Raw genomic sequence first — 24,748 nt, 5'->3', positions numbered from 1 at the left:
GCATATGCTAGAGGGCCAGGCATAATTTGCCCAATTTATTGATTTTATTTTCGCTATCAGTCTTACGAATACCCTATGAATCTGGAAAGAGCCGACCTGAACCTGCTGGTCTACCTGGATGTGCTGCTGCGCGAGCGCAATGTGACCCGCGCCGCCAATTACCTGGGGTTGTCCCAGCCCGCGATGAGCAACGGCCTGAAACGGCTGCGGGAGCTGTTCGACGACCCGCTGCTGGTGCGCACCCGGGAGGGCATGATGCCCACCGAGCGCGCGCTGGAACTGCAGCCGATGGTGCGCGAGGCGCTCGCCTCCATCGACCGGGTGATCCAGCCCAACCGGGATTTCGAGCCCGCCGAGGCGCGGCGCACCTTCCGCATTATGGCCAGCGACTACGCCGAGTCCACGCTGATTCCGGCCCTGCTGATCCTGCTGCGGGAGCAGGCGCCGGGTATCAGCCTGGACATCATGACCCCGAGCGACGTCAGCTTCGTCGATGTGGAGCAGGGCAAGGTGGACATGGTGATCAACCGCTTCGACAGCATGCCGCAGAGCTTTCACCAGGCCACCGTGTGGCGGGACTCCTTCTCCTGTGTCATGCGCGCCGATAACCCGATCCTCGAAGACTACAATCTGCAGAGTTACCTGATGGCCCAGCATATCTGGGTCAGCAAGACCGGTATGGGCGTCGGTGTGGGCGTCAATCCGGAGGATGTGCAGCGGCTGGGCTGGGTGGATGAGGCTATCGGACGCCTGGGGGAGAAGCGGGATATCTCGGTTTTCACCCGCCACTACCAGGTGGCCATGCTGCTCGCCGAGCAGAGCGACCTGATCGTCACGGTACCGACGCGGCTGGCGCAGCTGGCGAAAGACAACCCGCGCGTGGCGCGCCGCGACCCACCGCTGGAGATACCGCCATTGGAACTGAAGATGGCCTGGAGCCCGCTGCTGCAGCAGAGCGCGCCGCATCGCTGGTTGCGGCGGTTGATTCTGGATATCGGCCGTCAGCTATAAGAGCGTACCTAGTAGCGACCAAGTGGCGGCCCAGCTACCGCGGGCTGTTTGCGGGACACGCCGTGAATACATCCCTGTAGGCTTGTCTGCGAGGTCCCTCTCGCAGACAGTCCCGCAAACAGCCCCCGGCATCAGGGCCTTAGCATTGAGCGCTTCGCGAGAACAAGCTTTCTCGAAGCGAACACAACGACCTCAAAACAAAATTCAAAATGTGAATAGTGAGAATTGCGCCTATAAATTAGCGATATGGAATGCCGGCTGTTTAGAATGCCGCAACACCGACCATTGAGTTCCCACGACCAGCGAGAGGCCCAGGATATGACGGAACGAGTCCAAATCGGCGAACTGCAAGTCGCAGCAGTACTGCACAAACTGGTCAACGAAGAAGTCATTCCCGGCACCGGAGTCAGCGCTGATGTGTTTTGGGCCGAGTTCGAGAGAATCATCCACGACCTGGCACCGGTGAACCGGGCCCTGCTGGAGAAGCGCGACCAGCTGCAGGAAAAGATCGACCGCTGGTACAGCGACAACCCCGGTTCCTATCGCGATCTGGAGCGTTACAAGTCTTTCCTGCGTGAGATCGGCTATCTGGTCGAGGAGCCGGCGGACTTCACCGCGACGACGGAAAACGTCGACCCGGAAATCGCCACCATGGCCGGACCCCAGCTTGTGGTACCGGTAATGAATGCGCGCTATGCGCTGAACGCCGCCAATGCCCGCTGGGGCAGTCTCTATGACGCCCTTTACGGCACCGATGTGATCAGCGAAGAGGGCGGCGCTGAAAAAGGCGGTCAATACAATCCTGTCCGCGGGACAAAGGTCATCGAGTACGCGCGGGATTTTCTCGACCAGTCGGCGCCCCTGACCTGCGGCAGTCACAGGAATGCGGTGCAGTACCGCATTAACGGCTCGCTGCTGGAGATCGAACTGTCGAACGGCGATATCGCCACGCTGAAAAAATCCAAGCAGTTCGTCGGCTACAGCGGCGATTCGGAAAACCCGAGCGGGATACTGCTGAAGCAGCACGGTCTGCGTTTTGAAATCCAGATCGACCGCGCCAACGCGGTTGGCAAGGCCGATGCCGCCGGTATCAAGGACATCCTGCTGGAATCCGCGCTGACCACGATCATGGATTGCGAGGACTCGGTGGCCGCCGTCGATGCCGAGGACAAGGTGCTGGTCTACCGCAACTGGCTGGGGCTGATGAAGGGCGACCTGAAGGAGACTATCAGCAAGGGCGACAAGACCATCGAGCGCAAGCTGAATGCCGATCGCGAATACACGACACCAAACGGAAATTCCCTGACACTGCCCGGGCGCAGCCTGTTGTTTATCCGCAACGTCGGCCACCTGATGACCAACGACGCGGTGCTCGACGCCGATGGCAGAGAAGTGCCGGAAGGCATCCTCGACGGCATGATCACCAGCCTGATAGCGCTGCACGATATTCGTGGAAAGGGGCCGCTGAAAAATTCCCGCACCGGCAGCATCTATATCGTGAAGCCGAAAATGCACGGGCCGGAAGAGGTCGCCTTCGCCAATACGCTGTTTGATCGCATCGAGGATGCGCTCGGGCTCGCGCGCAATACGGTGAAGATGGGCATCATGGACGAAGAGCGCCGCACGACCGTCAATCTGAAGGCCTGTATCGCCGTGGCCAAGGAGCGGGTGGTATTCATCAATACCGGCTTCCTCGACCGCACCGGCGACGAGATCCATACCTCCATGCTCGCCGGCCCGATGATTCGCAAGGGCGACATGAAGCAGTCCAAGTGGATCAGCGCCTACGAAGACTGGAATGTGGATGTCGGCCTGGCCACCGGACTCAAGGGCAGGGCGCAGATCGGCAAGGGCATGTGGCCGATTCCGGACCAGATGGCGGCGATGATGCACGCCAAGCTGGCCCATCCGATGGCCGGCGCCAACACCGCCTGGGTGCCGTCGCCGACCGCCGCCACGCTGCACGCGCTGCACTACCACAAGGTGGATGTGGCCAAGCGCCAGCAGGAACTGGCCGGCCGACCCCGCGCGAAGCTGGACGACATCCTGACGGTGCCGGTAGCGGAAAATCCCAACTGGAGTGCGAAAGATGTTCAGCGCGAGCTGGACAACAACGCCCAGGGCATTCTCGGCTATGTCGTGCGCTGGGTGGAGCAGGGTGTCGGTTGTTCCAAGGTGCCGGATATCAACGATGTCGGCCTGATGGAAGACCGCGCGACGCTGCGGATCTCCTCGCAGCATATCGCCAACTGGCTCAGGCAGGGTGTCGTGACCAGGCAGCAGGTCATGGAGACCATGCAGCGCATGGCGGCGGTGGTGGACCGCCAGAATGCCGGGGATCCCGACTACCGCGACATGTCGCCCAACTTTGACAGCAGCATCGCCTTCCAGGCGGCCTGCGAACTGGTGTTCGAAGGCTGCGCGCAGCCAAACGGTTATACCGAGCCGGTGCTGCACCGCCGGCGCCGCGAGTTCAAGGCCAGCGTCGGGAACGCCTGATAGCGATAGCTTTCCTACGAAAACCCCGCCCTGCGCGGGGTTTTTCTTGCCTCACTTTTCCGGCCTGCCTCGCTGAATCTCACGCCTTTCGCTGTAATCGGCGACGCCATCGGTGAAGTGGCGCCCGAGCCATCCGCACACAAAATACGCCCGGTATATTCTTGGCCCTGTGACAATTGGCGATGCAGCGGCAACGAGGATGCGACCATGTCTGCTACGTCTTCGAAAACGACCAAGGCCGTTCCCGCGGTGCGAGGGTCGGTGGATAAGCTGATGCGAGAGGGGATTCAATACGCAATCCGGGCGGAAAGGGCTGCCGGGGAAGCTGCCGTTGCCGGCTTTCAGCAACTGGCTGAGGAAACCGCGGTGGCCATCAGCTACAACGGCGTCAACCACGCGGTGATGATGGCGACGCCTGAGGACCTGGAAGACTATGCCATCGGCTTCAGTGTCGCCAACGGCATAGTCCAGGATCTGCATCAGATCCTCGATATCCAGTTGCAGCGCGCGTGCGATACGGTCCGACTCGAAGTGCGGCTCAACCAGCGCGCACACCACGAGCTCAGGCTCGCGCGCCGGGCACTCGCCGGAAGCAGCGGCTGCGGGCTCTGCGGCGTCCAGGCACTGTCACAGGCGCTGGCACCGCTACCGCGATTCCAGCCGGAATCCGGCAATGCGCCGCCGCCCCCATCCGCGCACTTGCGTGGCCTGCGCGAGCGGTTCCGCAAGGCGCAGAAACACGGACGCCGCAGTGGCGCCATGCACGCGGCGATCTATGTCGATAGCGATGGTGAGACACTGCTGTGCCGGGAGGATATCGGCCGTCACAATGCGATGGACAAATTGCTGGGCGCCTGCCTGCGACGCGGTCTTGCGCCGCGCAGCGGTTTCGTGGCCATCACCAGCCGCTGCAGCCTGGAACTGATTCAGAAAGCCGCGCGGGCTGGTGTGGGAACGCTCGTCAGCCTCTCTTCACCCACCGACATGAGTGTGCGCTGGGCCCGGGAATACCACCTCAACCTGTTGCACCAGCCCGCCCAGGGGCCGGCGCGCCTCTATTCCCCTCTGGCGCAGAGCGGCAAGGAGCCCGGATGAAACCGCCCGCCGATCGATTCCGTTTCCGTCCCTACCAGCGTCCCGCGGCCGGCTGGGGCGCGTTGCGCAGCGTGGCCCATGCCTGGCGCGACAGCAAGCAACCTTTCAAGAACCTGCGCGCGATGTTGCAGACGAACCAGCACGGCGGCTTCGACTGCCCCAGCTGTGCCTGGGGCGAAGCGCCGGAAGAGGGCCGCATCCGCTTCTGCGAAAACGGCGCCAAAGCGGTCAACTGGGAGGCGACCGGGCGCGGCGTGGACGCGGCGTTCTTTCAGGGCAACAGTATCAGTCAGTTGCTGAAGCACGACGATTACTGGCTCGAGTACCAGGGGCGTTTGACCGAACCCATGTACTTTGACGGCCGCGCGGATCACTACCGGCCGATCAGCTGGGACCAGGCCTTTGCCATCATCGCCGACCACCTCAACGGCTTGGCGTCGCCCGACGAAGCCGCCTTCTATACGTCCGGCCGCGCCAGCAACGAAGCGGCCTTTCTGTACCAGCTGTTCGCCCGAAGCTACGGCACCAACAACCTGCCTGACTGCTCGAATATGTGCCACGAGGCGAGCGGTGTCGCGCTCAGTGAGAGTATCGGCACCGGCAAGGGTACGGTGACCTACGAGGATTTCGGGCTGGCCGATGCCATCTTTGTCGTCGGGCAGAATCCGGGCACCAATCACCCGCGCATGCTGGAGCCGCTGCGGGAGGCGGTGCGGCGGGGCGCCCAGGTAGTGGTCTTCAATCCGCTGAGGGAGCGGGGCCTGGAGCGCTTCCAGGCCCCCCAGGACCCAATGCAGATGCTGACCGACGGGGATTCCGCCATGAACACGGCCTATTTCCGCCCGGCGCTCGGCGGGGATATGGCAGCAATCCGCGGCATCGCGAAATTTCTGTTCCAGTGGCAGCGCGAAGCCGACACGGATGGCGCGAAAGCCCCGCTCGACCTGGAGTTTATTGCCAAGCACTGCAGCGGATTCGAGGAATACCGCGCGGCGGTGGAAGCGAGCAGCTGGGGGCATATCCTCGCCCAGAGCGGCCTGCAGCGCGCGGAGCTGGAAAGGGCCGCGCATATTTTCAGCCGCAGCGAGCGGGTCATCTTCTGCTGGGCCATGGGCATTACCCAGCACCGGCACTCGGTGCCGACCATTCAGGAAATCACCAACCTGCAACTGCTGCGCGGCCAGATCGGCCGTCCCGGCGCCGGCCTGTGCCCCGTGCGCGGGCACAGTAACGTCCAGGGCGACCGCACCATGGGCATCGCCGACAGACCACCGCCCAAATTGCTGCAGGCACTCGAGCAGCGTTTCGGTTTCACCTGCCCCCGGGCCGATGGCGTCAATGTGGTGAAGACCATCGAGGCGATGGAGCAGGGGCGGATCAAGGTGTTTGTCGGCCTGGGCGGCAATTTCGCGCAGGCGACACCGGACAGCGCGCGCACGCACAAAGCACTGCGCCGGTGCCGGCTGACGGTGCAGATCAGCACCAAGCTCAATCGCAGCCACCTGGTGACCGGTAGTGAGGCCCTGATCCTGCCCTGCCTGGGCAGGACAGATATCGACCGGCAGAAAGCGGGCCCCCAGGCCGTTACGGTCGAGGACTCCTTCAGCATGGTGCACGCCTCCTTCGGCCAGTTGCAGCCGCTGTCGGCGCAGATGCGCTCGGAGCCGGCGATTGTCGCCGGTATCGCCGATGTGACACTCGGAAAAGGCATCGTCGACTGGCTGTCACTGGTGGAGGACTACAGCCGGATTCGCGATCTGATCGCCGATGTGATTCCCGGTTTTGGCGACTTCAACCGCAGGCTCGAACAGCCCGGCGGCTTCTACCTGCAGAATCCGGCGGCCGAGCGGCGCTGGAACACCGATATAGGCCGGACAAAATTTATCAGCCACCCGCTGCCGGATTCCCTGCTCAATGAGCGCGTGCGCGGCAAGGCGCGCAAGCCCGATCTGATATTGCAGAGCCTGCGCTCCCACGACCAGTTCAACACGACGGTTTACAGCCTCAACGACCGCTACCGCGGCGTGAAAGGCGATCGCCACGTGCTGTTCGCGAACCTCGAGGATATTCACCGACTGGGATTCGAGGATGGCCAGAAGGTCGATATCGTGTCCCTGTGGGGCGACGAAATCGAGCGCCGGGTACGGGGCTTTACCCTGATTGCCTTCGATATCCCCGTAGGGCAGGCCGCGACTTACTATCCCGAGGCGAACCCCCTGGTGCCACTGGAGAGTTACGGCGTCGGCAGTTACACGCCCACGTCAAAATTCATTGCGGTGCGACTGGAACTGAATTCGGCGCCTGAGCGGATTGTCTGAGCGGGCCCGGAATCCGCCCACACTATTTTTTTCCATCTGATATCTTGACCTCAACCTTGCTTGAGCTCTTAAGCTGCACGCCTCGTTCATTGGCACAGAGGAAGCAGCCAAAATGCCCACAGCAGCGATAGACCTGGACGCATATCTGCAGCGCATCGACTTTAGGGGTAGGCCGTCGGCAGATCTCCACACGTTGAGCGCACTCGTCAAGCATCACACCCAGTTCATTCCATTTGAAAACCTGAACCCGTTTCTCGGCTGGCCCGTGGATATCGACCTGGCGTCGGTGGAGCGCAAGCTGGTGCGGGAAGGGCGGGGCGGCTACTGCTATGAGCAGAACAACCTGTTGCGCGCGGTACTGGAAGCGATCGGCATACCGGTTCTCGGGCTGGCGGCGCGCGTACTGTGGCAGGCACCGGCAGGTCACCAGCCCGCCCAGTCCCATATGATCCTTAGCGCCGAGATCGACGGCATCCCCTATTTGGTCGATGTCGGTTTCGGCGGACAGACGCCCACCGCGCCACTGCGGCTGGACGAGCGCGCGGAGCAGATCACCCCGCAAGGGGACTATCGCCTGCGCAGGGTCGACGGCGACTACCTGCTGGAATCGAAAATCGGTTCGAGCTGGTTGCCGGTCTACCGCTTCGACCTGCAGAAACAGTCAGCCGGCGATTACACGGTGTTCAACTGGTACTGCTCCACCCATCCCGAATCGCGCTTTGTCAGACAGTTGGTGGCGGCCCGCGCGTTTTCCGGCGGACGTCACACGCTGTTGAACCGGGAGCTTACCTATCATCCGCTGACGGGCCCGAAAACGGTCGTCCGGCTGGCGAGCCCACAGGATGTGCGCCGAACACTCGCCGACATCTTCGGTATCCGAGTGCCCAACGGGCCCGAGGTGGATCTGGCCATCGGCAGCCTGTTTGCACCGCAGGAGCAGCACGCATGACAAAGTTTGCCGTTGTCTATTACTCGGCGACAGGCACCAGCGAAATACTGGCACAGGCGGTTGCGGCCGGCATTCACTCGGTGGCTGGCGCCGAAGCCGTGGTATTGAAAATTGCAGACACTGATATAGACCACGGCCGCTACAAAAACAGGGAAATAATGCGGCAACTGGATCACTGCGACGGCATTGTGTTCGGCTCGCCCACCTTTATGGGTACGGTTGCCGCACAGTTCAAAGCATTTATGGACGCCACCAGCGAGCGCTACAGCCAGCGCGCCTGGGCCGGCAAGTTGGCCGCGGGATTTACCATCGGCGGCAGTCCGAGCGGCGACCAGCTGAACACGATCCAGACACTGCAGATTTTTGCCGCCCAGCACGGCATGCTGTGGATGGGCATCGATCTGCCGAGCGGCTGGGATACTTGTGGGCGCAACCCCTCGGGTGCCCAGGCGGGACTGATCGCGCAGCGGGCGGATTCCGGCGGTGTGCACAGGTTGGACCGGCTCACCGCCATGTATCTGGGCGAGAGGCTGGCCGGGCTGCGGGGCTTCGAGAAGCCAGCAGAGCCACGCTACTGCGCCGGCATTGCGGGGACGGCCGGCCAATAGATCGGGGATGAACAGTTTGCTGGCCGGGTTAACAAAACCGGTAGATCCGCAGGTGTTTGGCCCAGGCGCGGAAGGTCGCGCTCCCTTCGGGCAAGTGCTCGTGGATGCCAAGGACCAGGGCGGCCCCCGGATGCATGACCGCGCTGATGCGTTCCAGGGTGGCGCGCTGCAATCCCTCAGCGAAATAGGTAAACGCCAGATTGCGGCAAAGCACCAGATCGAAGGGCCCGAGGGGCGCACTTTGGCGCAGATCCTCCATCCTGAATTCGACACGGCGCCGATACCCCGGCTTTACGCAATAGTGACCGGCGCGGGAGGTGAAAGCGGTATCCAGCCAGTCCGCGGGCAGATCCTTGAGGCTGCCTCGAGGGTAACAGGCTTCGAGGCCGCGGCAGTACTGATTGGCATCGGCTTCGGTAGCCACGATATTCAGGTGCAGATCGGGAAAATTCGCTTGCAGTCGCAACTGCCAGATAATGGCCAGTGTGTAGGGCTCTTCTCCGGCGCCCGCGCCCGCGCTCCAGACGTCGAGGCGATCCGCCCCTCGCGCGCGGGCCTGCTGTGCCAACACTGGCAACACCGTCTCGGCCAGGTGGTCGAAAACGCCTCGGTCGCGGTAGAAGCGGGAAATGGTCACCCGGCACATGGCATCCAGCCTGTGCCATTCGTCCGGATGCCCGCCCAGGTAACGGCGATAGGCGGGCAGGTCTTCGAGTCCAAGTTGCCTGATGCGTCTTTGCAGGCGTTTGCAGACCTGGCCGCGCACGCTGCGAAAACCCGGCCAGCGCAGACGCAGTTGGGGCAGGGCCCATTGCAGAAAGGCCACACACTGCTGGTCGCGCATGGATCTGGGTAACCTCTAGTGCTTTTAGTGCTCTTCCGTCAGTGCTTTTCCGTGACCCCGATCAGTGGCGGATCGATCCAGGTGCTCCGGCATTTGGGGCATCTGCCGGGCCGGGTCATGTGGCTGCGACTGAAGCCGAAGCCGCAGTGTTTGCACTTGGCCGGTGTGATCTCGAGATCATAGGGGCTGTGGCGCAGGGACTTCTGTAAGTGCTGGAGGTCGGAGACCATGTCTTTGATGGGTTCTTCCATCAAGGCTGACAGGTCGCGTACCGACTGGGGATGGTTGAACAGAATGTCGATGAGGTCTTTCCGGTACATGGCGTGCTCGCCGCCCCGCAGCCTGTTTGCACAGCGGTGCCAATAAGCTTAGCAGAAGGAAGCTTAGCAGACGGCCTCCCCGTAAATCGTAGGGCAGACGGCAGGGCAAGTCAGAGCGACAGGCGTCTCAGATTGGCATCGGTAGTGGCCAGCGACCAATCGCGCTCGAAGATATCCAGCAGCTTGCGCGCGCGCACCTGGCTTTGTGGATGGTAGCTGCCCAGCCACAGGTCCCTGTCGTCGCACTGCAGGACACCGCGGCCGTCGGCGATTGCGAACTCCCAGTCGGGGGTATCCACCGTGGCCTCGATCTTGCGGATTTCTATCCGTGTGCTGAGGCGCTGGGCCAGGACCTGGGCGCGGTGAAACTGGCGCACTATGGGGTCGCTGTCGCGAATCAGGATACGCACTCGGGCGCAGCGGCCGCTGCGGGCGAAACTCGACAAGGCCTCTACCACCTCGCTGTCGTGATAGAGGGGGCGGGCCAGCCGCTCGGAGTAGATGCACAGTTCCCGTCGCGCCTCGCCCAGCAGTTCGATCAATGCGCCGCGAAAGCCGGCGAGATCCTCAAGTGGCAGAGCTTCAGTCAAAACGGCGCACCATCCGGATATGGGGAATATCCGCTTCGATAAATTCCTCTCCCGCGGGGACAAAACCCGCCTTGCGGTAGAAACCCTCGGCGTGGGTCTGGGCGTGCAGATAGACACTGTCGAAACCGCGCCCGCGCGCGTAATCGCAGATAAATTCCAGCAGGCGGAAGCCGAGGCCGCTGCCGCGCGCGGACTTCACCACCGCCATGCGGCCTATCTTGCCACTGGCGGTAATGCGCCCGGTGCCCAATGGCTCAGCGCCATTCATTGCCAGGAAGTGCTGTGCGGATTCCTCCTGGTCATCCCACTCAATCGCGGGATCGACCTTCTGCTCGCGAATAAATACAGCTTCGCGTATCTGGCGAATCAGCACCCGATCATCATTCCAGTCCGCAGCGCGAATGATGGTAGTCACGATCAGAAATCCTCAGGCGGGTATATCAGAGTGCCCTGGGACACCAGTTGGTCGATAAGACCACCAGTTTGGGCCAGCTCGGGAAAATCCTCGATATCAGCCTGGGTAATCGCGTGGCTTTCGCAGAAGCGCTCGGCGAAGGGCAGGGGCACCGGAAAGGATTCGCCGTCGACAAACAGGGTTTCAGGTTCCCGGCAGAAAGCACAGCGGGACGCCGGATTGAGCACCAGCTCGGCACCTTCCACCAGCTGTTCGCGCCAGTCTTCCGCCTCGCCCGCATCCAGCGCCACCGTATCCGGATACTTCGCCTCCGTCATCACGGCACCAAACCACTGGGCAATATTCTGCGGCTGCTGCAGCCAGCTGCTCAGCTGCTGCTGCAGCCGGGCCACGGAAGCGGGATCGATCTCCGCCGGCGAAGCCGCAGGCGCAATCTCGGGATCGGCATAGCGCAAATGGTCGGGCAAACGATGGGCAAGCTCTGCGGCGAGATCCTCGAGAATGGTCGCGGCCGAGGGCGCGCGAAAACCGACGGAAATGGTGGTACAGGCACCGTCGGCGACCCCCCAGTGACTGTACTGCGGCGGCAGATAGAGCATGTCGCCGGGTTTCAGCAGCCAGCTGTTTTCTGGCTCGAAGTTCTTGAGAATGTTCAGCGGCGTGCCCTCGACCCGCGGGCTGCTCTCGTCAACCTTCGGCCCCTGGTGCCAGAGTCGCTTGCCCTCCGCCTGTAGCAGAAACACGTCGTAGTAGTCGAAATGGGGGCCGACGCTGCCTTTGTCCGCGGCATAGCTGATCATCACGTCGTCCAGACGCCAGTCGGGAATAAAGCGGAAATGCCTTTTCAGCGCCGCGACTTCCGACAGCCACTGGTCGACGGCCTGCACCAGCAGTGTCCAGTGCGTGCGCGGCAGGGACAGGAAATCCTCTTCCGTGAAAGGGCCGGTGCGCAGCTGCCAGGGTCCCTGGTCACCGTGCTCCAGCACCAGGCGCGATTCCACCGCCTCTTCCAGCGCCATACCGGCCAGTTCCTCGCCGGAAATCGGCGAGACGAAGTCCGGGAAGGCATTGCGGATCAGCAGGGGCTTCTGTTGCCAGTAGTCGCGAAGGAAATCGGCTACCGGCATTTCGCCCAGATGAGTAAAAGGTTTCTCCACGCTTTCGTACCTGGTTTCTAGGGAGTTCCACTAAGTTATCGAGCCGGGAGGGGGAGCGCCTTCCGGGACTGTCTGCGAGAGGGATCTCGCAGACAAGCTTACATGGATGTATTCACGGCGTGTCCCGGAAGGCGCTCCCCCTCCCGGCCCGGCACCTAGTGGTCCATGCGGTTAATTCTGTAACCGATCTCTTCGCCACAGGCACCAGTGCTGCGTTGAAAAAGCTTGAATTAGCCCTGCTAGTCCTGCGCTTTTTCGCCTTGCCCCGGAGCCTGTGGCTGAGAGCTTAAGTCACCGAATTAACCGCATGAACCACTAGGCCCGGGTTGCCACAAAAAAAAGGGCGCCTGGCGCCCTTAAAGTATCCAATAGTTAAATTTTCTTCGCCTGATCAACCGCATTGCCGATATAGGAAGCCGGCGTCAGTTGGTGCAGGGATTTCTTTGCCTCGGCCGGAATATCCAGATTCTCGATAAAGGTCTTCAGGGTCTCCCGGGTGATGCCCTGGCCGCGCGTCAGCGCTTTCAGCTTCTCGTAGGGCTCCTCGATGTTGTAACGGCGCATAACGGTCTGGATCGGTTCCGCGAGCACTTCCCAAGCGTTGTCCAGATCTGCCGCCAGCCGGTCGCGGTTGATCTCCAGTTTGCCCAGCCCTTTCATGGTGGCCGCATAGGCGATTACAGAGTAGCCGGCGCCGACGCCCATATTGCGCAACACGGTGGAATCGGTCAGGTCGCGCTGCCAGCGGGAGATCGGCAGCTTCGCTGCCAGGTGCTGGAATACCGCGTTGGCGAGGCCGAGGTTCCCCTCGGAGTTCTCGAAATCGATCGGGTTGACCTTGTGCGGCATGGTGGAGGAACCCACTTCGCCGGCCACGACCTTCTGCTTGAAATATCCGAGGGAGATGTAGCCCCAGATGTCGCGGTCGAAGTCGATCAGAATGGTATTGAAACGCGCGATCGCATCGAACAGCTCGGCGATATAGTCGTGCGGCTCAATCTGCGTGGTGTAGGGGTTCCAGGTCAGTCCCAGGGAGGTGACGAAATCCTCGGCATTCTGTTGCCAGTCGATATCCGGGTAGGCAGACAGGTGGGCGTTGTAATTGCCAACCGCGCCGTTAATCTTGCCCAACAGCTCGACATCGTGAATCTGCTTGATCTGCCGGCGCAGGCGCGCCACCACATTCGCCAGCTCCTTGCCCACGGTCGTGGGGCTCGCTGTCTGGCCGTGTGTGCGGGACAGCATCGGCACATCGGCAAAGTTTTTTGCCAGCGCGGCGATTTCGCCGACGATCTGGTTCATCGCCGGCAGCAGTACCTGGTCCCGACCAGCGCGCAGCATCAGTGCGTGGGAGAGGTTGTTGATATCTTCGGAAGTGCAGGCGAAATGGACGAACTCACTGACTTTTGCCAGCTGCTCGTTGCCACTGATTTTTTCCTTCAGAAAGTACTCGACCGCCTTCACATCGTGGTTCGTGGTGCGCTCGATCTCCTTGATGCGCGCGGCGTCTTCCAGGGAAAACTCGGCGACGACTGCGTCGAGCAGCTGGTTGGCGGCGTCGTCGAACAGCTGTACCTCTTCGATCTGCGGGTGACTGGCAAGCTTTTGCAGCCAGCGCACTTCCACTTCCACCCGCGCGCGGATCAGGCCGTACTCGCTGAATATGTCGCGCAGCGGTGCGGTTTTGCCTTCGTAGCGGCCATCGATGGGAGAGACCGCGGTGAGGGCGGATAGCTCGACTGTCATGGTAAATCTCCGGATTTAGTGATTTGTAGATTCGATTTGCGCGATCAGTGCGTCGGTCGCCGCCAGCAGTTTCTTGCGCTGGAACAGCAAGTGCAGTCGCCGGCCGCCCAGCTGCCGCCACAAAGTGGCCGAGCGCACCCCGGCAAACAACATGGTGCGAATCTGATTGGCGATACGCTGTTGCTGTAAATAATTGAAGTCGCCGAGCACCTGGATACGGAAACGGAAAGTGCTCAGGGTGTCGCTGTAGATGCCGGCAAGATTGGAAAACACATTTTCATGGGTCGGGCTGAAATGCTCGGCCTGCGCCCTGGCTTTTTCCAGCCTGCTGCCGATGATCGCCAGCAGGTCGTTCTTCTTGCTCAACTGCCGCTGCAGGTAAAGGATCGACAGCGCATAGCGCAGGCAGTCGGTGTATTCCGGGTGTTGTCTGGATTGCAGCAGCTGGCGCGAAACTTTCAGACCGGGCAGCAGTTTGCCCGCGCCGCCAAACACATCCTCGGCAGAGTCCGGGTTGAGCTGGAACAGGCTGTAAACCCCTGTCTCCAACTGCTGCTGGGGTGCCGTACCGGTTTTCGCCAGGCGCTCCACCAGCGTAGCGGACTGGAATATCCCCGCCAGCGCCAGTGCCTGATCCCGCCAGTTGTCCAAAATCGTTCCTCAGTTCTTTTGATATTTTTCCGGCAGCGCGCTGCCCACACCGGTAGCCCGCTCGATCACGGCGCCACCCAGACAGACCTCGCCATCATAAAGGACCAGCGACTGGCCGGGGGTGATCGCGCGCTGCGGCTCGTCAAACTCGACCACCAGATCGCCGTTTTGCCGCACGTGCAGGGTGCAGTCCTGATCCGGCTGGCGGTAGCGGGTCTTGGCCCTGCAGCGCAGCCCTTCAGCGGTATGGGCGGGGGCCGGCGCGCTGCCGTTGATCCAGTGGGTCTGTGTCGCTTCCAGCCCGGTCGCGTAGAGCAGCGGGTGGTGCGCGCCCTGGGCGACCAGCAGCACGTTTCGCGCGAGATCCTTGCCGACTACGTACCAGGGCTCCTCGCCGCCGCCCTTGACGCCGCCGATACCCAGCCCCTGGCGCTGACCGATGGTGTGGTACATCAGGCCCGCGTGTTGCCCCATGACCTCTCCTTCCGGCGTCTCCATGTTGCCCGGCTGTGCCGGCAGGTATTGCTCCAGAAAGTCCTTGAAGCGGCGTTCGCCGATAAAGCAGATGCCGGTGCTGTCCTTCTTGTCATGGGTGACAAAGCCGTTTTCCTCGGCGATGCGCCGCACTTCCGGTTTTTCCAGCTCTCCCAGCGGAAACAGTGACCGGGCAAACTCCGCTTCGCCGACGGCGTGGAGGAAGTAGCTCTGGTCCTTGTTGGCGTCGAGCCCCTTGAGCAGGTAGGTGCGGCCGTCGATATCCCGGCGCCTGGCGTAGTGGCCGGTGGCAATGGCGTCGGCGCCCAGGACTTCGGCGTACTCGAGAAATACCTTGAACTTGATTTCCCGGTTGCAGAGGATGTCCGGATTCGGCGTGCGGCCCGCCCGGTATTCGGCCAGGAAGTACTCGAACACATGATCCCAGTACTCGGCGGCGAAATTGGCGGTGTGCAGCTTGATGCCGAGTCTCGCGCACACTGCCTGGGCATCCGCCAGGTCGGCCTTGGCGGTACAGTACTCGGTACCGTCGTCCTCGTCCCAGTTCTTCATAAACAGGCCCTCCACCTGGTAGCCCTGCTGTATCAACAGCAGGGCTGCAACGGAGGAGTCCACACCGCCGGACATGCCGACGATGACGCGCTGGGGCTGTTGGGAGGTGGTTTCAGGCATAACAGGCATAGATTGGGGCAATCGACTACATCAATGCGATAAAAAGGGGGCGAATTTTACCCGCGATTGGGGCTGGTGACCAAGACCGCTTTGAACTTCCATAGCGTAGCGCTGATAAATAGGAGCCTGGCGCTGGTATAGAGAAGCTTAGCGCCGCGTCCGGCCCCGCCGGCGATGGCGGGCGGAGTCGGCCTTCGGTGCCCCGTAGACCTCTTCGAGCCGGTGCTCCCCCGGCTGCAGTTGCCCCAGCCGCCAGTTGCCGATAGCGATCCGGATCAGGCGCAGGGTGGGGAAGCCCACGGCAGCAGTCATGCGGCGCACCTGGCGGTTGCGCCCCTCGCTGATGGTCAATTCCAGCCAGCTGGTGGGAATCGATTTCCGCTCCCGCACCGGCGGTACCCTGGACCAAAGAACCGGGGTATCCAGGCGCTGCGCCCTGGCAGGCGCGGTGGGGCCGTCCTTCAGGAGAACGCCGCGCCGCAGTGCCGCCAGGGCTTCGTCGCTGATCTCGCCCTCCACCTGTACCCAGTAGGTCTTCGGCAGCTTCTGGCGCGGATGGCTAATCTGGTGTTGCAGGGCCCCGTCGTCCGTAAGCAGCAGTAGCCCTTCGGAGTCGTAATCCAGGCGCCCGGCGGCGTAAAAGCCCTTCCGCTTGATATGGTCGGCAAGGGTGGGGCGCCCGCTGTCGTCGGTGAACTGACTAAGGACGCCGTAGGGCTTGTTAAACAGGATGATTTTTGGCATTTGGAAAGTGGGCCATTGTAATCCAGCTACAAAATCGGGCCGATGCTGATATAATCCCGCCGTTTTTTCATCCCGCCTTGAGGTTCAGGCAGGCGGGGCGAGCACCACGCGACCTAACATAGTCACAGATAGTCACAGAGTTTTGGGAGTTTAAGCAATATGGGTCATATCCAAGTGCCGGCAGACGGCGAGAAAGTTACAGTCAATTCCGACGGTTCGCTGAATGTACCGAATCGCCCGATCATTCCTTTCATCGAGGGTGACGGCATCGGCGTGGATATCACTCCGGTAATGCGCAAGGTAATCGATGGCGCCGTAGAGAAAGCCTACGGCAGCGACAAGGCTATCGCCTGGATGGAAATCTACTGCGGTGAGAAAGCTGCAGAAACCTATGCCGGCGACTGGTTCCCGGCCGAGACTCTGGACGCGATCAAAGAATACGTGGTCAGCATCAAGGGCCCGCTGACTACTCCGGTCGGTGGCGGCTTCCGCTCCCTGAACGTAGCCCTGCGCCAGGAGCTGGACCTGTACGTGTGCCAGCGCCCGGTGCGCTGGTTCAGCGGCGTACCTTCTCCGGTGAAGGAGCCGAACAAGGTCGACATGGTGATCTTCCGTGAGAACTCCGAGGACATCTACGCCGGTATCGAGTGGAAAGCTGACACCGAGGAAGCCAAGAAGGTCATCAAATTCCTGCAGGAAGAGATGGGCGTTAAGAAAATCCGCTTCCCGGAGCACTGCGGTATCGGCATCAAGCCGGTTTCCGCCGAGGGCAGCAAGCGCCTGGTACGCAAGGCCCTGCAGTACGCCATCGACCAGGACCGCGACTCCGTGACCCTGGTGCACAAGGGCAACATCATGAAGTTCACCGAAGGTGCCTTCGCCGATTGGGGCTATGAGATCGCCCGCGACGAGTTCGGCGCCCAGCCGCTGGACGGCGGTCCCTGGCACAGCTTCAAGAGCCCGAAGACCGGCAAGGAAATCGTCGTTAAGGACGTGATCGCCGACGCCATGCTGCAGCAGATCCTTCTGCGCCCGGCCGAGTACGATGTGATCGCGACCCTGAACCTGAACGGCGACTATCTGTCGGACGCCCTGGCCGCGCAGGTGGGTGGTATCGGTATTGCCCCGGGTGCCAACATGTCCGACGAAGTGGCCCTGTTCGAAGCGACTCACGGCACTGCACCGAAGTACGCCGGTCAGGACAAGGTAAACCCTGGCTCACTGATCCTGTCCGCGGAGATGATGCTGCGTCACCTGGGCTGGAACGAAGCTGCGGATCTGGTCATCAAGGGCATGGAGGGTGCTATCGAAGCCAAGACCGTGACCTACGACTTCGAGCGCCTGATGGACGGTGCAGAGCTGAAATCCTGCTCCGAGTTCGGTGACGAGGTGATCAAGCACATGGCCTAAACCCGGGCCCCGGGCGCAAGCCTACGGCTTGCGCCCACAAAAAAGCCCCGCGCCTTCCCGGTGCGGGGCTTTTTTGTGCCCGTTTATGCGAAATCTGCAGCGAAGCGCATTTTTTGCGGGGTTCTGGTCCGGCTGGCGGGGGCTCTACTCGAGCGCTTCCGCCTCTTTTTCCCGCTGCGCTTGACTCTTTTCCTGGTTGGAGTCGGCGTCTTTGGAGACTTGCTGGTCGCCGGCGGCGTCCGTAGCCGTTAGGGCGGAAATATTGGCTGCGTGGTAGCCCTTGTCCCCTTTGATAATGTCAAAAGTGACTTGCTGACCCGCCTTTAATGTTCGATATCCTTCCATTTGGATCGCGGAGTAGTGCGCGAACAGATCTTCTCCCCCTTCATCCGCAAGAATAAACCCATATCCCTTGGCGTTATTGAACCACTTGACGGTACCGGTAGGCATGGCGAATTCCCTCTAATTGCCGGGGCGACTGCTGGCCGCCTTACAGAGTCTTTATATTTATCTGCGCTTGCTTGCACATTGACCGCGAATCCAGTTCCTCGTTTCGCGATTGCCGCCCTTGACAGAGCAGGCACTACCTCTTGTAGCTAACTGATTTGCGAATGTCAAGGACTGCTGGCGCCCGCTGTGTCCCCTGGCAAATGAGGTTACAATGGCAGCCTGTTGAATAAGTACGCCCGTTACAACTTTTAGTCATTGCAGGATCTCATTGATAAACGCTATGGGTATTTCTCTGGCCATTAAACTAAGCTCGAGCGACGCCGATGATGGCTTCCACTATCCGGGCGATCTGGACGGTGATCTGCTGTTGGAGGAGGCGCCCCCGCGACTGAAGCGCCCCCCCATGTACAAGGTGGTCATGTTGAACGACGACTACACTCCGATGGACTTTGTCGTCGAGGCGCTGGAGTTGTTCTTCAACGCCAACCGGGAGCGGGCCACTCAACTAATGTTGCAGGTTCATACACAGGGAAAAGCGATCTGCGGTGTCTATACTCGTGATATAGCGGAGACAAAGGCCGCACAGGTTAATCAATTCGCCAGGGACCACCAGCACCCCCTGCTGTGTGAGATTGAAGCGGATGAAAGCGAAGAAGATTGACGCTGTACTGAAACTGCTTTTGCAACAAGGGTCCCGTCGCCTGAAAGGAATCAGGCACACTCAAGTCGCCGGCTTCCGGCGCGCGATTACCAGTGGAATCGGCGGGTGACATTGGCGATTAGGGTTTGAGGTTTAGATGCTCAGCAAGGATTTAGAGGTAACGCTCAATCTGGCGTTCAAGGGTGCGCGCGCGAAACGGCACGAGTTTATGACCGTGGAGCACCTGTTGCTGGCGCTTCTGGACAATGAGTCCGCCGCAGATGTGCTTCATGCCTGCGGAGCGGATCTCAGCGCCCTGCGCCGGGAGCTGCTCGAGTTCGTCGATTCGACCACACCCCTGATTCCCGAAGCCGATACCGATCGCGAAACGCAGCCCACGCTCGGGTTCCAGCGCGTGCTGCAGCGCGCAGTATTCCACGTGCAGTCGTCCGGCAAGAAGGAGGTGACCGGTGCAAACGTGCTCGTGGCCATCTTCTGCGAGCAGGAGAGCCAGGCGGTCTACTATCTGAAGCAGCAGAGTGTTGCGCGCATCGATGTCGTCAATTACATCACCCACGGCATTTCACGCGTCGGCTCCAGTGGTAACAATCACCACCATAATCCAGATCCGGCCCCCGAGCAGGTCGACGACGATATCGGTACCGGGGCAGAGCCGGGCGGTTCGGACCCGCTGGAAAGTTACGCCACCAATCTGAACCAGGAAGCCATACTCGGGCGCATCGATCCCCTGGTTGGCCGCGGTCCGGAAGTAGAGCGGGTCACGCAGGTGCTGGCGCGCCGCCGCAAGAACAATCCTCTGCTGGTGGGCGAGTCCGGTGTCGGCAAAACGGCGATTGCCGAGGGTCTTGCGCGACGCATTGTCGACGAGGAAGTGCCGGAGCCGCTGCGCAACAGCACCATTTATTCCCTTGACCTTGGCTCGCTGCTCGCGGGCACCAAGTACCGCGGCGATTTCGAGAAGCGCTTCAAGGCCCTGCTGGCCGAGTTGAAGAAGCGTGAACACGCCGTGCTGTTTATCGACGAGATCCACACGATTATCGGCGCCGGTGCCGCGTCCGGCGGCGTCATGGACGCGTCCAATCTGCTGAAGCCTCTGCTGTCGAGCGGTCAGCTGCGCTGTATCGGTTCGACCACCTTTACCGAATACCGCGGCATCTTCGAGAAAGACCGCGCCCTGTCGCGCCGGTTCCAGAAGATCGACGTCAACGAGCCGACGGTCCAGGAGACGGTCCAGATTCTGCAGGGCCTGAAAAGCTGTTTTGAAGACCACCACAAGGTGCGCTTCACCGACGCGGCGCTGGAAGCCGCCGCACAGCTGTCTAGCCGCCATATCACCGAGCGCTTTCTGCCGGATAAGGCCATCGACGTGATCGACGAGGCCGGCGCCTATCAGTCGCTGCTGCCGGTGGAAGAGCGCAAGGAAGTGATCGGGGTTACCGAGATAGAAACGGTCATCGCCAAGATGGCACGGATTCCGGCCAAGAGCGTATCCGCCTCCGACAAGGAGCAGCTGGCCAAGCTCGATGACAACCTGAAGATGGTCGTGTTCGGCCAGGACAAGGCCATCGAGGCCCTGAGTACGGCGATCAAACTGAGTCGTGCTGGGCTCGGGGCGGAGGAGAAGCCCATCGGCTCCTTCCTGTTCGCCGGCCCCACCGGGGTGGGTAAGACAGAGCTCTGCCGGCAACTGGCCAAGGTCATGGGCATCGAACTGATCCGCTTCGATATGTCCGAATATATGGAGCGCCATACAGTATCACGCCTGATCGGCGCGCCACCGGGCTATGTGGGCTTTGATCAGGGCGGCCTGCTCACCGATGCGGTCACCAAGCACCCCCACAGCGTTGTCCTGCTGGACGAGATCGAAAAGGCGCACCCGGAAGTCTTCAACCTGCTGCTGCAGGTCATGGATCACGGCACCCTGACCGACAACAACGGCCGCAAGGCGGACTTCCGCAACGTCATAATGATCATGACCACCAACGCCGGCGCCGAACTCATGAGCCGCCGCTCCATCGGTTTCTCCACCCAGGATCACTCCAGCGATGGTATGGAGGAGATCAAGAAGATGTTCACTCCGGAGTTCCGCAACCGCCTCGACAGCATTATCCAGTTCAGTTCCCTGGATCTGGATGTGGTCAAGACGGTGGTGGACAAGTTTATCGTCGAACTGCAGGCCCAGCTGGACGACTCCCGGGTTACCCTGCTCGTCGACAGCGAGGCCCGGGAGTGGCTCGCCGTGCACGGCTACGATGAAAAGATGGGCGCGCGCCCCATGTCCCGCCTGATCCGCGACAAGCTGCGCAAACCGCTGGCGGAAGCGGTGCTGTTCGGCGATCTGGCGGAAGAGGGCGGCCGCGTGGAGGTCACCATCGAAAACGACGAGCTGGCGATCAAGACCGCGGTGCCGGCCTAGGGTGCGCCGCGCGCACCGGGCGTAGGTAGGTAGGCGTAATAGGCGTAAGCAGGTATCAGCAGGTAGATGGTGCGCACGGCGCACCCTGTGGAGTGGTCAGCGCGAGAATGGCACGGAAATGAAAAAAGCCACCTTTTGGGTGGCTTTTCTCGTTTCCGTAGCCGGCATTTTCACTGATCTCTCACCTCCGGCCACGCATCACTCGAATCAGCGGGCGCGGTAGGTGATGCGGCCCTTGGTCAGGTCGTAGGGAGTCAGCTCTACCTTGACCTTGTCACCGGTGAGGATGCGAATATAGTTCTTGCGCATTTTTCCGGAAATATGCGCGATCACCACGTGTCCATTCTCCAGCTTTACGCGGAAAGTGGTATTGGGCAGGGTGTCGATCACCTCGCCTTCCATTTCAATGTAATCGTCTTTTGCCATGCGGCAGTAACCTTCGAAATAACTTAATCTGATCTTTCCCCGGCACTGTTTCCCATTTACAGGTGGCCGCGGCGCGACGGGCGAGCATTTTGCACGAAAAGGCGCAGTAGAGCAAAGGCTGAATACCCGCGGTTAGCGGGCTTTCAGCGCCCAGCGATTCTCCCGGCGCAATTCAATGGGCTGGAACTGGCTCTTGTAGGCCATCTTCTGGCACTGTTCGATCCAGTAGCCCATATACAGACTCGACAGTCCCAGCCGACGCGCCCATTCGATCTGATAGAGGATGCAGTAGCTGCCGAGGCTGCGCTTGACCTCGTCGGGCTCGAAGAAAGTATAGATAGCCGACAGCCCGGCGGTGAGCAGGTCGGTCACGGCCACGGCCACCAGCCTGCCGCGGGCGCGAAACTCGATGTAGCGGGTCGCTCCCCAGGCCTGGTTCAGGAAGCTGCGGAACTGATCGCGACTGGGCGGGTACATCTCTCCGTCCGCGTGACGCCGTTCGATATAGCGGGCGTAGAGCTCGTAGTGCTCGTCGGTGTCGATGGTTTCCACATGGAAGATATCCAGGTCGCGATTCCGTCGCCAGCAGCGGCGCTGCTTCCGGTTGGGTACGAACAGGCTGACCGGTACGCGGGCCGGAATGCAGGCCTGGCAGGCGGCGCACTGGGGCCTATAAAGATAGGCACCGCTGCGGCGGAAGCCCAGCTCCGACAGGCGGCTGTAGAGGCGCTGGTCGACGGGGGTCTGCGGGTCCACAAACACAGTGGTGGCCTCCCGGTCGGGCAGGTAGCCACAGGGGTGGGGCAGGGTCGCCAGCAGGCGCACGGAATCCAGTTGAGAATACTTACTCATAATCCTAGAAATCGCGGTTGAACGCGCCCGAGTGTGCGCCTGGGAGGTCGACTGGCCAGGCGCGACGACGCGCAGGTTGGACACCTGGAAGGAGAAGCAACACAGCCGGGCGGCCTCCCAGGCGTATAATCGGGTGCGTAGAGGCCCACAGCTGTTGAATGTGTCGCAAAAAATGTAATAGCGCGGTTCTCATGCGACCTCCACGAATGTTCAAAGCGGTCAACTGCGGTTTCTAGGATAATTCCACGACAGCTTCCAGGGCTGAGGGAAGGGCGGCTGTCGTATGCCGGCCTCCAGCAGGCGCTCGAAATCCTCTCGACAAACCTCTACCGCCCCCAGACTGGTCAGGTGAGGATTGCTAACCTGGCAGTCGATCAGCGGGCAGCCCCACAATTCTAATTGCCGCACCAGGTGGACAAAAGCGACTTTGGACGCACCTGTCTCGCGGTGAAACATGGATTCGCCGAAAAATATGCGGCCCAGCGCGAGACCGTACAGTCCCCCAACCAGCTGCTGGTCCCGCCATACCTCGACCGAATGGGCATGACCGAGTCGATGCATCGCCCGGTAGGCATCGTGCATCTCGTCGGTAATCCAGGTACCTTCCGCATCCGCACGGGATACCCGGCAGGCCTGGATGACCCGGTCGAACGCGCGATCAAATGTCACGCTAAAAACGCCGCGGCGCAGCAGCTTGCGCAGGCTGCGACCGATGCGGAACTGATCCGGCAGGACTACGCAGCGCGGCGACGGGCTCCACCACAGGATGGGCTGATCGTCGGAGTACCAGGGGAAGATACCGCGGCGGTAGGCCGCCAGCAGCCACTCGGGGCTCAGATCGCCGCCAATGGCCAGCAGGCCGTTGGGGTCCTTAAGCGCGAGCCTGGTGGGTGGGAACGCGATGCGCTCGGGATCGAGCAGGGTCAAATAGCCGTCCGTAGATTTGGTCACGCGCAGCTCCGCCCCCATGCGGTCTCGCCAGAGGGTTATCAAACAAAAAGGGCGATCACAAGGATCGCCCTCCTATTAACCAGCAGCTTGCAGCCTGTAGCAGTAGCTGCCTGATAGCGCGGGGCGATCCCTGTGATTGCCCCGGCGGCCTTGCGGCCCGCAAGCTGGGGCTCCGGGCTACTGGGCGTCCAGGAAGCGCTCCGCGTCCAGCGCCGCCATGCATCCGGTACCCGCGGAGGTCACCGCCTGCCGATAGATATGGTCGGACACGTCACCCGCGGCAAACACGCCGGGAACGGAAGTCTGGGTCGCATTGCCGTCCAGGCCGCTCTGTACCAGGATGTAGCCACCATTCATCTCCAGCTGGCCGGCGAAGATGTCGGTGTTCGGCTTGTGGCCGATGGCGATAAACACGCCGGAAACCTCGAGTTCTTTCGTGGTGTCGTCCTGGGTGCTGCGCAGGCGCACGCCGGTCACGCCGCTGTCATCGCCCAGCACTTCGTCCAGGGTATTGTGCCAGCAAACGTTGATATTGCCATTTGCCACCTTGTCCATCAGGCGGTCCTGCAGGATCTTCTCCGCGCGCAGTTCGTCGCGGCGGTGGATCAGGGTCACTTCACTGGCGATATTGGACAGGTAGAGCGCCTCCTCCACCGCGGTATTGCCACCGCCCACCACTGCAACCTTCTGATCGCGGTAGAAGAATCCATCACAGGTGGCGCAGGCGCTGACACCGCGCCCCTGGTAGGCCTCCTCGGATGGCAGTCCCAGGTACTGGGCCGAAGCGCCGGTGGCGATGATCAGCGCATCACAGGTGTAGGTGTCATTGCCTTTCAGGGTGAAGGGGCGCTGCTTGAGATCAACGGAATCGATGTGGTCAAAGATGATCTGGGTGTCGAAGCGCTCGGCGTGCTGTTGCATCTGCACCATCAGGTCGGGTCCCTGCAGGTCCGCCACACCGCCCGGCCAGTTCTCGACCTCGGTGGTGGTGGTCAACTGTCCGCCCTGCTGCATGCCGGTGATCACGACCGGGTTCAGGTTCGCGCGCGCGGCATAGATGGCTGCAGTGTAACCGGCGGGGCCTGAGCCGAGGATTATCAGTCGATGGTGGTTATTGCTCATGGAACACTCTTAAATCTGTCAATTGAACACAGTGTACTCAGTGATTCGGGTATCATCCCGCCCGACTACTTTTTGATCAGTCGAGACTATCAATTTGGCCGCCATGATAGGCGATAGTCACAGTTGGGCGAAATAGTTTGGGTTAATTTCACCGATTGTAGGCCGCTATTCCGCCGGCCCTGGTCTCCGCCAGGCCGCTATTGGACAAAACTCCAACCTGCTCACGGTTCGCATCAAGAAAGTGCTCTATGCTATTGATCTAATTGGATAAAAAGACTTCTAAAGGAAAGTCTCAAGTCGGCTGCCGGTAGCAATTCTGCGGTGTCTGTAGTACACAGTCCGGATT

General features: G+C 61.1%; 23 protein-coding genes. 9 read left to right on the top strand and 14 right to left on the bottom strand.

The window, feature by feature from the left end; all coding sequences use genetic code 11:
• The first annotated feature begins 75 nt into the window (after positions 1-75).
• From RRF64_RS03370 to RRF64_RS03345, 6 genes are all read left to right on the top strand, one after another.
• Positions 76-1,011, top strand: a complete 936-nt coding sequence (locus RRF64_RS03370) for a LysR family transcriptional regulator (protein WP_323844414.1) — start codon at positions 76-78, stop codon at positions 1,009-1,011.
• A 318-nt stretch (positions 1,012-1,329) separates the two neighbouring features.
• On the top strand, positions 1,330-3,510 hold the full coding sequence (locus RRF64_RS03365) for a malate synthase G (RefSeq protein WP_323844413.1): 2,181 nt from the start codon (positions 1,330-1,332) through the stop codon (positions 3,508-3,510).
• A gap of 207 nt (positions 3,511-3,717) precedes the next feature.
• On the top strand, positions 3,718-4,605 hold the full coding sequence (gene fdhD / locus RRF64_RS03360; RefSeq protein ID WP_323844412.1) for a formate dehydrogenase accessory sulfurtransferase FdhD: 888 nt from the start codon (positions 3,718-3,720) through the stop codon (positions 4,603-4,605).
• Positions 4,602-6,923, top strand: coding sequence for an FdhF/YdeP family oxidoreductase (locus RRF64_RS03355; protein WP_323844411.1), 2,322 nt, complete (start codon positions 4,602-4,604; stop codon positions 6,921-6,923). The genes fdhD and RRF64_RS03355 overlap by 4 nt, the downstream gene beginning before the upstream one ends.
• A 112-nt stretch (positions 6,924-7,035) precedes the next feature.
• The gene (locus RRF64_RS03350; RefSeq protein ID WP_323844410.1) at positions 7,036-7,872 is read left to right on the top strand and encodes an arylamine N-acetyltransferase family protein; all 837 of its coding nucleotides are present in this window, start codon (positions 7,036-7,038) and stop codon (positions 7,870-7,872) included.
• Positions 7,869-8,480, top strand: a complete 612-nt coding sequence (locus RRF64_RS03345) for a flavodoxin family protein (protein WP_323844409.1) — start codon at positions 7,869-7,871, stop codon at positions 8,478-8,480. The genes RRF64_RS03350 and RRF64_RS03345 overlap by 4 nt, the downstream gene beginning before the upstream one ends.
• A 28-nt stretch (positions 8,481-8,508) precedes the next feature.
• Here the strand turns inward: RRF64_RS03345 and RRF64_RS03340 are convergent, their stop codons facing one another.
• From RRF64_RS03340 to RRF64_RS03300, 9 genes are all read right to left on the bottom strand, one after another.
• On the bottom strand, positions 8,509-9,324 hold the full coding sequence (locus RRF64_RS03340) for a CheR family methyltransferase (RefSeq protein WP_323844408.1): 816 nt from the start codon (positions 9,322-9,324) through the stop codon (positions 8,509-8,511).
• A gap of 38 nt (positions 9,325-9,362) precedes the next feature.
• A complete protein-coding gene (locus RRF64_RS03335; RefSeq protein ID WP_323844407.1) occupies positions 9,363-9,644 on the bottom strand; it encodes a hypothetical protein in 282 nt (93 codons plus the stop codon).
• Between the two features lie 110 nt (positions 9,645-9,754).
• Positions 9,755-10,234, bottom strand: a complete 480-nt coding sequence (locus tag RRF64_RS03330; protein ID WP_323844406.1) for a DUF7931 domain-containing protein — start codon at positions 10,232-10,234, stop codon at positions 9,755-9,757.
• Complete coding sequence (locus RRF64_RS03325; protein WP_323844405.1) at positions 10,227-10,649, bottom strand: GNAT family N-acetyltransferase; 423 nt, start codon at positions 10,647-10,649, stop codon at positions 10,227-10,229. Before RRF64_RS03325 ends, RRF64_RS03330 begins: the two co-directional genes overlap by 8 nt.
• Positions 10,650-10,651: 2 nt before the next feature.
• A complete protein-coding gene (locus RRF64_RS03320; RefSeq protein ID WP_323844404.1) occupies positions 10,652-11,806 on the bottom strand; it encodes a cupin domain-containing protein in 1,155 nt (384 codons plus the stop codon).
• A gap of 372 nt (positions 11,807-12,178) precedes the next feature.
• Complete coding sequence (gene purB, locus RRF64_RS03315) at positions 12,179-13,552, bottom strand: adenylosuccinate lyase (RefSeq protein ID WP_323844403.1); 1,374 nt, start codon at positions 13,550-13,552, stop codon at positions 12,179-12,181.
• 15 nt (positions 13,553-13,567) lie between these two features.
• Positions 13,568-14,206 (bottom strand): high frequency lysogenization protein HflD, encoded by a 639-nt coding sequence (gene hflD, locus RRF64_RS03310; RefSeq protein WP_323845586.1) that lies wholly within the window; start codon positions 14,204-14,206, stop codon positions 13,568-13,570.
• 6 nt (positions 14,207-14,212) lie between these two features.
• Entirely contained in the window at positions 14,213-15,370 is a 1,158-nt protein-coding gene (mnmA, locus tag RRF64_RS03305) for a tRNA 2-thiouridine(34) synthase MnmA (protein WP_323844402.1), read from the bottom strand.
• Between the two features lie 147 nt (positions 15,371-15,517).
• Positions 15,518-16,114, bottom strand: coding sequence for a pseudouridine synthase (locus tag RRF64_RS03300; RefSeq protein WP_323844401.1), 597 nt, complete (start codon positions 16,112-16,114; stop codon positions 15,518-15,520).
• Between the two features lie 159 nt (positions 16,115-16,273).
• Between RRF64_RS03300 and icd the strand changes: the two genes are divergently transcribed.
• Complete coding sequence (gene icd / locus RRF64_RS03295; RefSeq protein ID WP_323844400.1) at positions 16,274-17,524, top strand: NADP-dependent isocitrate dehydrogenase; 1,251 nt, start codon at positions 16,274-16,276, stop codon at positions 17,522-17,524.
• 144 nt (positions 17,525-17,668) lie between these two features.
• Here icd and cspD read toward each other — a convergent pair whose 3' ends face one another.
• On the bottom strand, positions 17,669-17,974 hold the full coding sequence (cspD, locus tag RRF64_RS03290; RefSeq protein WP_323844399.1) for a cold shock domain-containing protein CspD: 306 nt from the start codon (positions 17,972-17,974) through the stop codon (positions 17,669-17,671).
• A gap of 280 nt (positions 17,975-18,254) precedes the next feature.
• Here cspD and clpS point away from each other — a divergent pair, with 280 nt between their 5' ends.
• Both clpS and clpA read left to right on the top strand, forming a co-directional pair.
• A complete protein-coding gene (gene clpS / locus RRF64_RS03285) occupies positions 18,255-18,635 on the top strand; it encodes an ATP-dependent Clp protease adapter ClpS (protein ID WP_323844398.1) in 381 nt (126 codons plus the stop codon).
• Positions 18,636-18,771: 136 nt separating this feature from the next.
• A complete protein-coding gene (gene clpA / locus RRF64_RS03280) occupies positions 18,772-21,051 on the top strand; it encodes an ATP-dependent Clp protease ATP-binding subunit ClpA (protein WP_323844397.1) in 2,280 nt (759 codons plus the stop codon).
• A 207-nt stretch (positions 21,052-21,258) separates the two neighbouring features.
• Here the strand turns inward: clpA and infA are convergent, their stop codons facing one another.
• The 4 genes from infA to trxB all read right to left on the bottom strand — a co-directional run bounded on the left by infA (position 21,259) and on the right by trxB (position 24,402).
• Entirely contained in the window at positions 21,259-21,477 is a 219-nt protein-coding gene (infA, locus tag RRF64_RS03275) for a translation initiation factor IF-1 (protein ID WP_067081888.1), read from the bottom strand.
• A gap of 132 nt (positions 21,478-21,609) precedes the next feature.
• Positions 21,610-22,329, bottom strand: coding sequence for an arginyltransferase (locus RRF64_RS03270; protein WP_323844396.1), 720 nt, complete (start codon positions 22,327-22,329; stop codon positions 21,610-21,612).
• Positions 22,330-22,548: 219 nt separating this feature from the next.
• Positions 22,549-23,280 (bottom strand): leucyl/phenylalanyl-tRNA--protein transferase, encoded by a 732-nt coding sequence (gene aat, locus RRF64_RS03265; RefSeq protein WP_323844395.1) that lies wholly within the window; start codon positions 23,278-23,280, stop codon positions 22,549-22,551.
• 177 nt (positions 23,281-23,457) lie between these two features.
• Positions 23,458-24,402: a thioredoxin-disulfide reductase gene (gene trxB, locus RRF64_RS03260; protein WP_323844394.1), complete on the bottom strand. Its 945-nt coding sequence runs from the start codon at positions 24,400-24,402 to the stop codon at positions 23,458-23,460.
• Between the last annotated feature and the right edge of the window lie 346 nt (positions 24,403-24,748).

Origin of the sequence: Microbulbifer magnicolonia, from assembly GCF_035117725.1 — a bacterium.
Taxonomy (GTDB): domain Bacteria; phylum Pseudomonadota; class Gammaproteobacteria; order Pseudomonadales; family Cellvibrionaceae; genus Microbulbifer; species Microbulbifer magnicolonia.
Note: the sequence above shows the minus strand (reverse complement) of the source record. Positions and strands in the feature narration are given on the sequence as shown.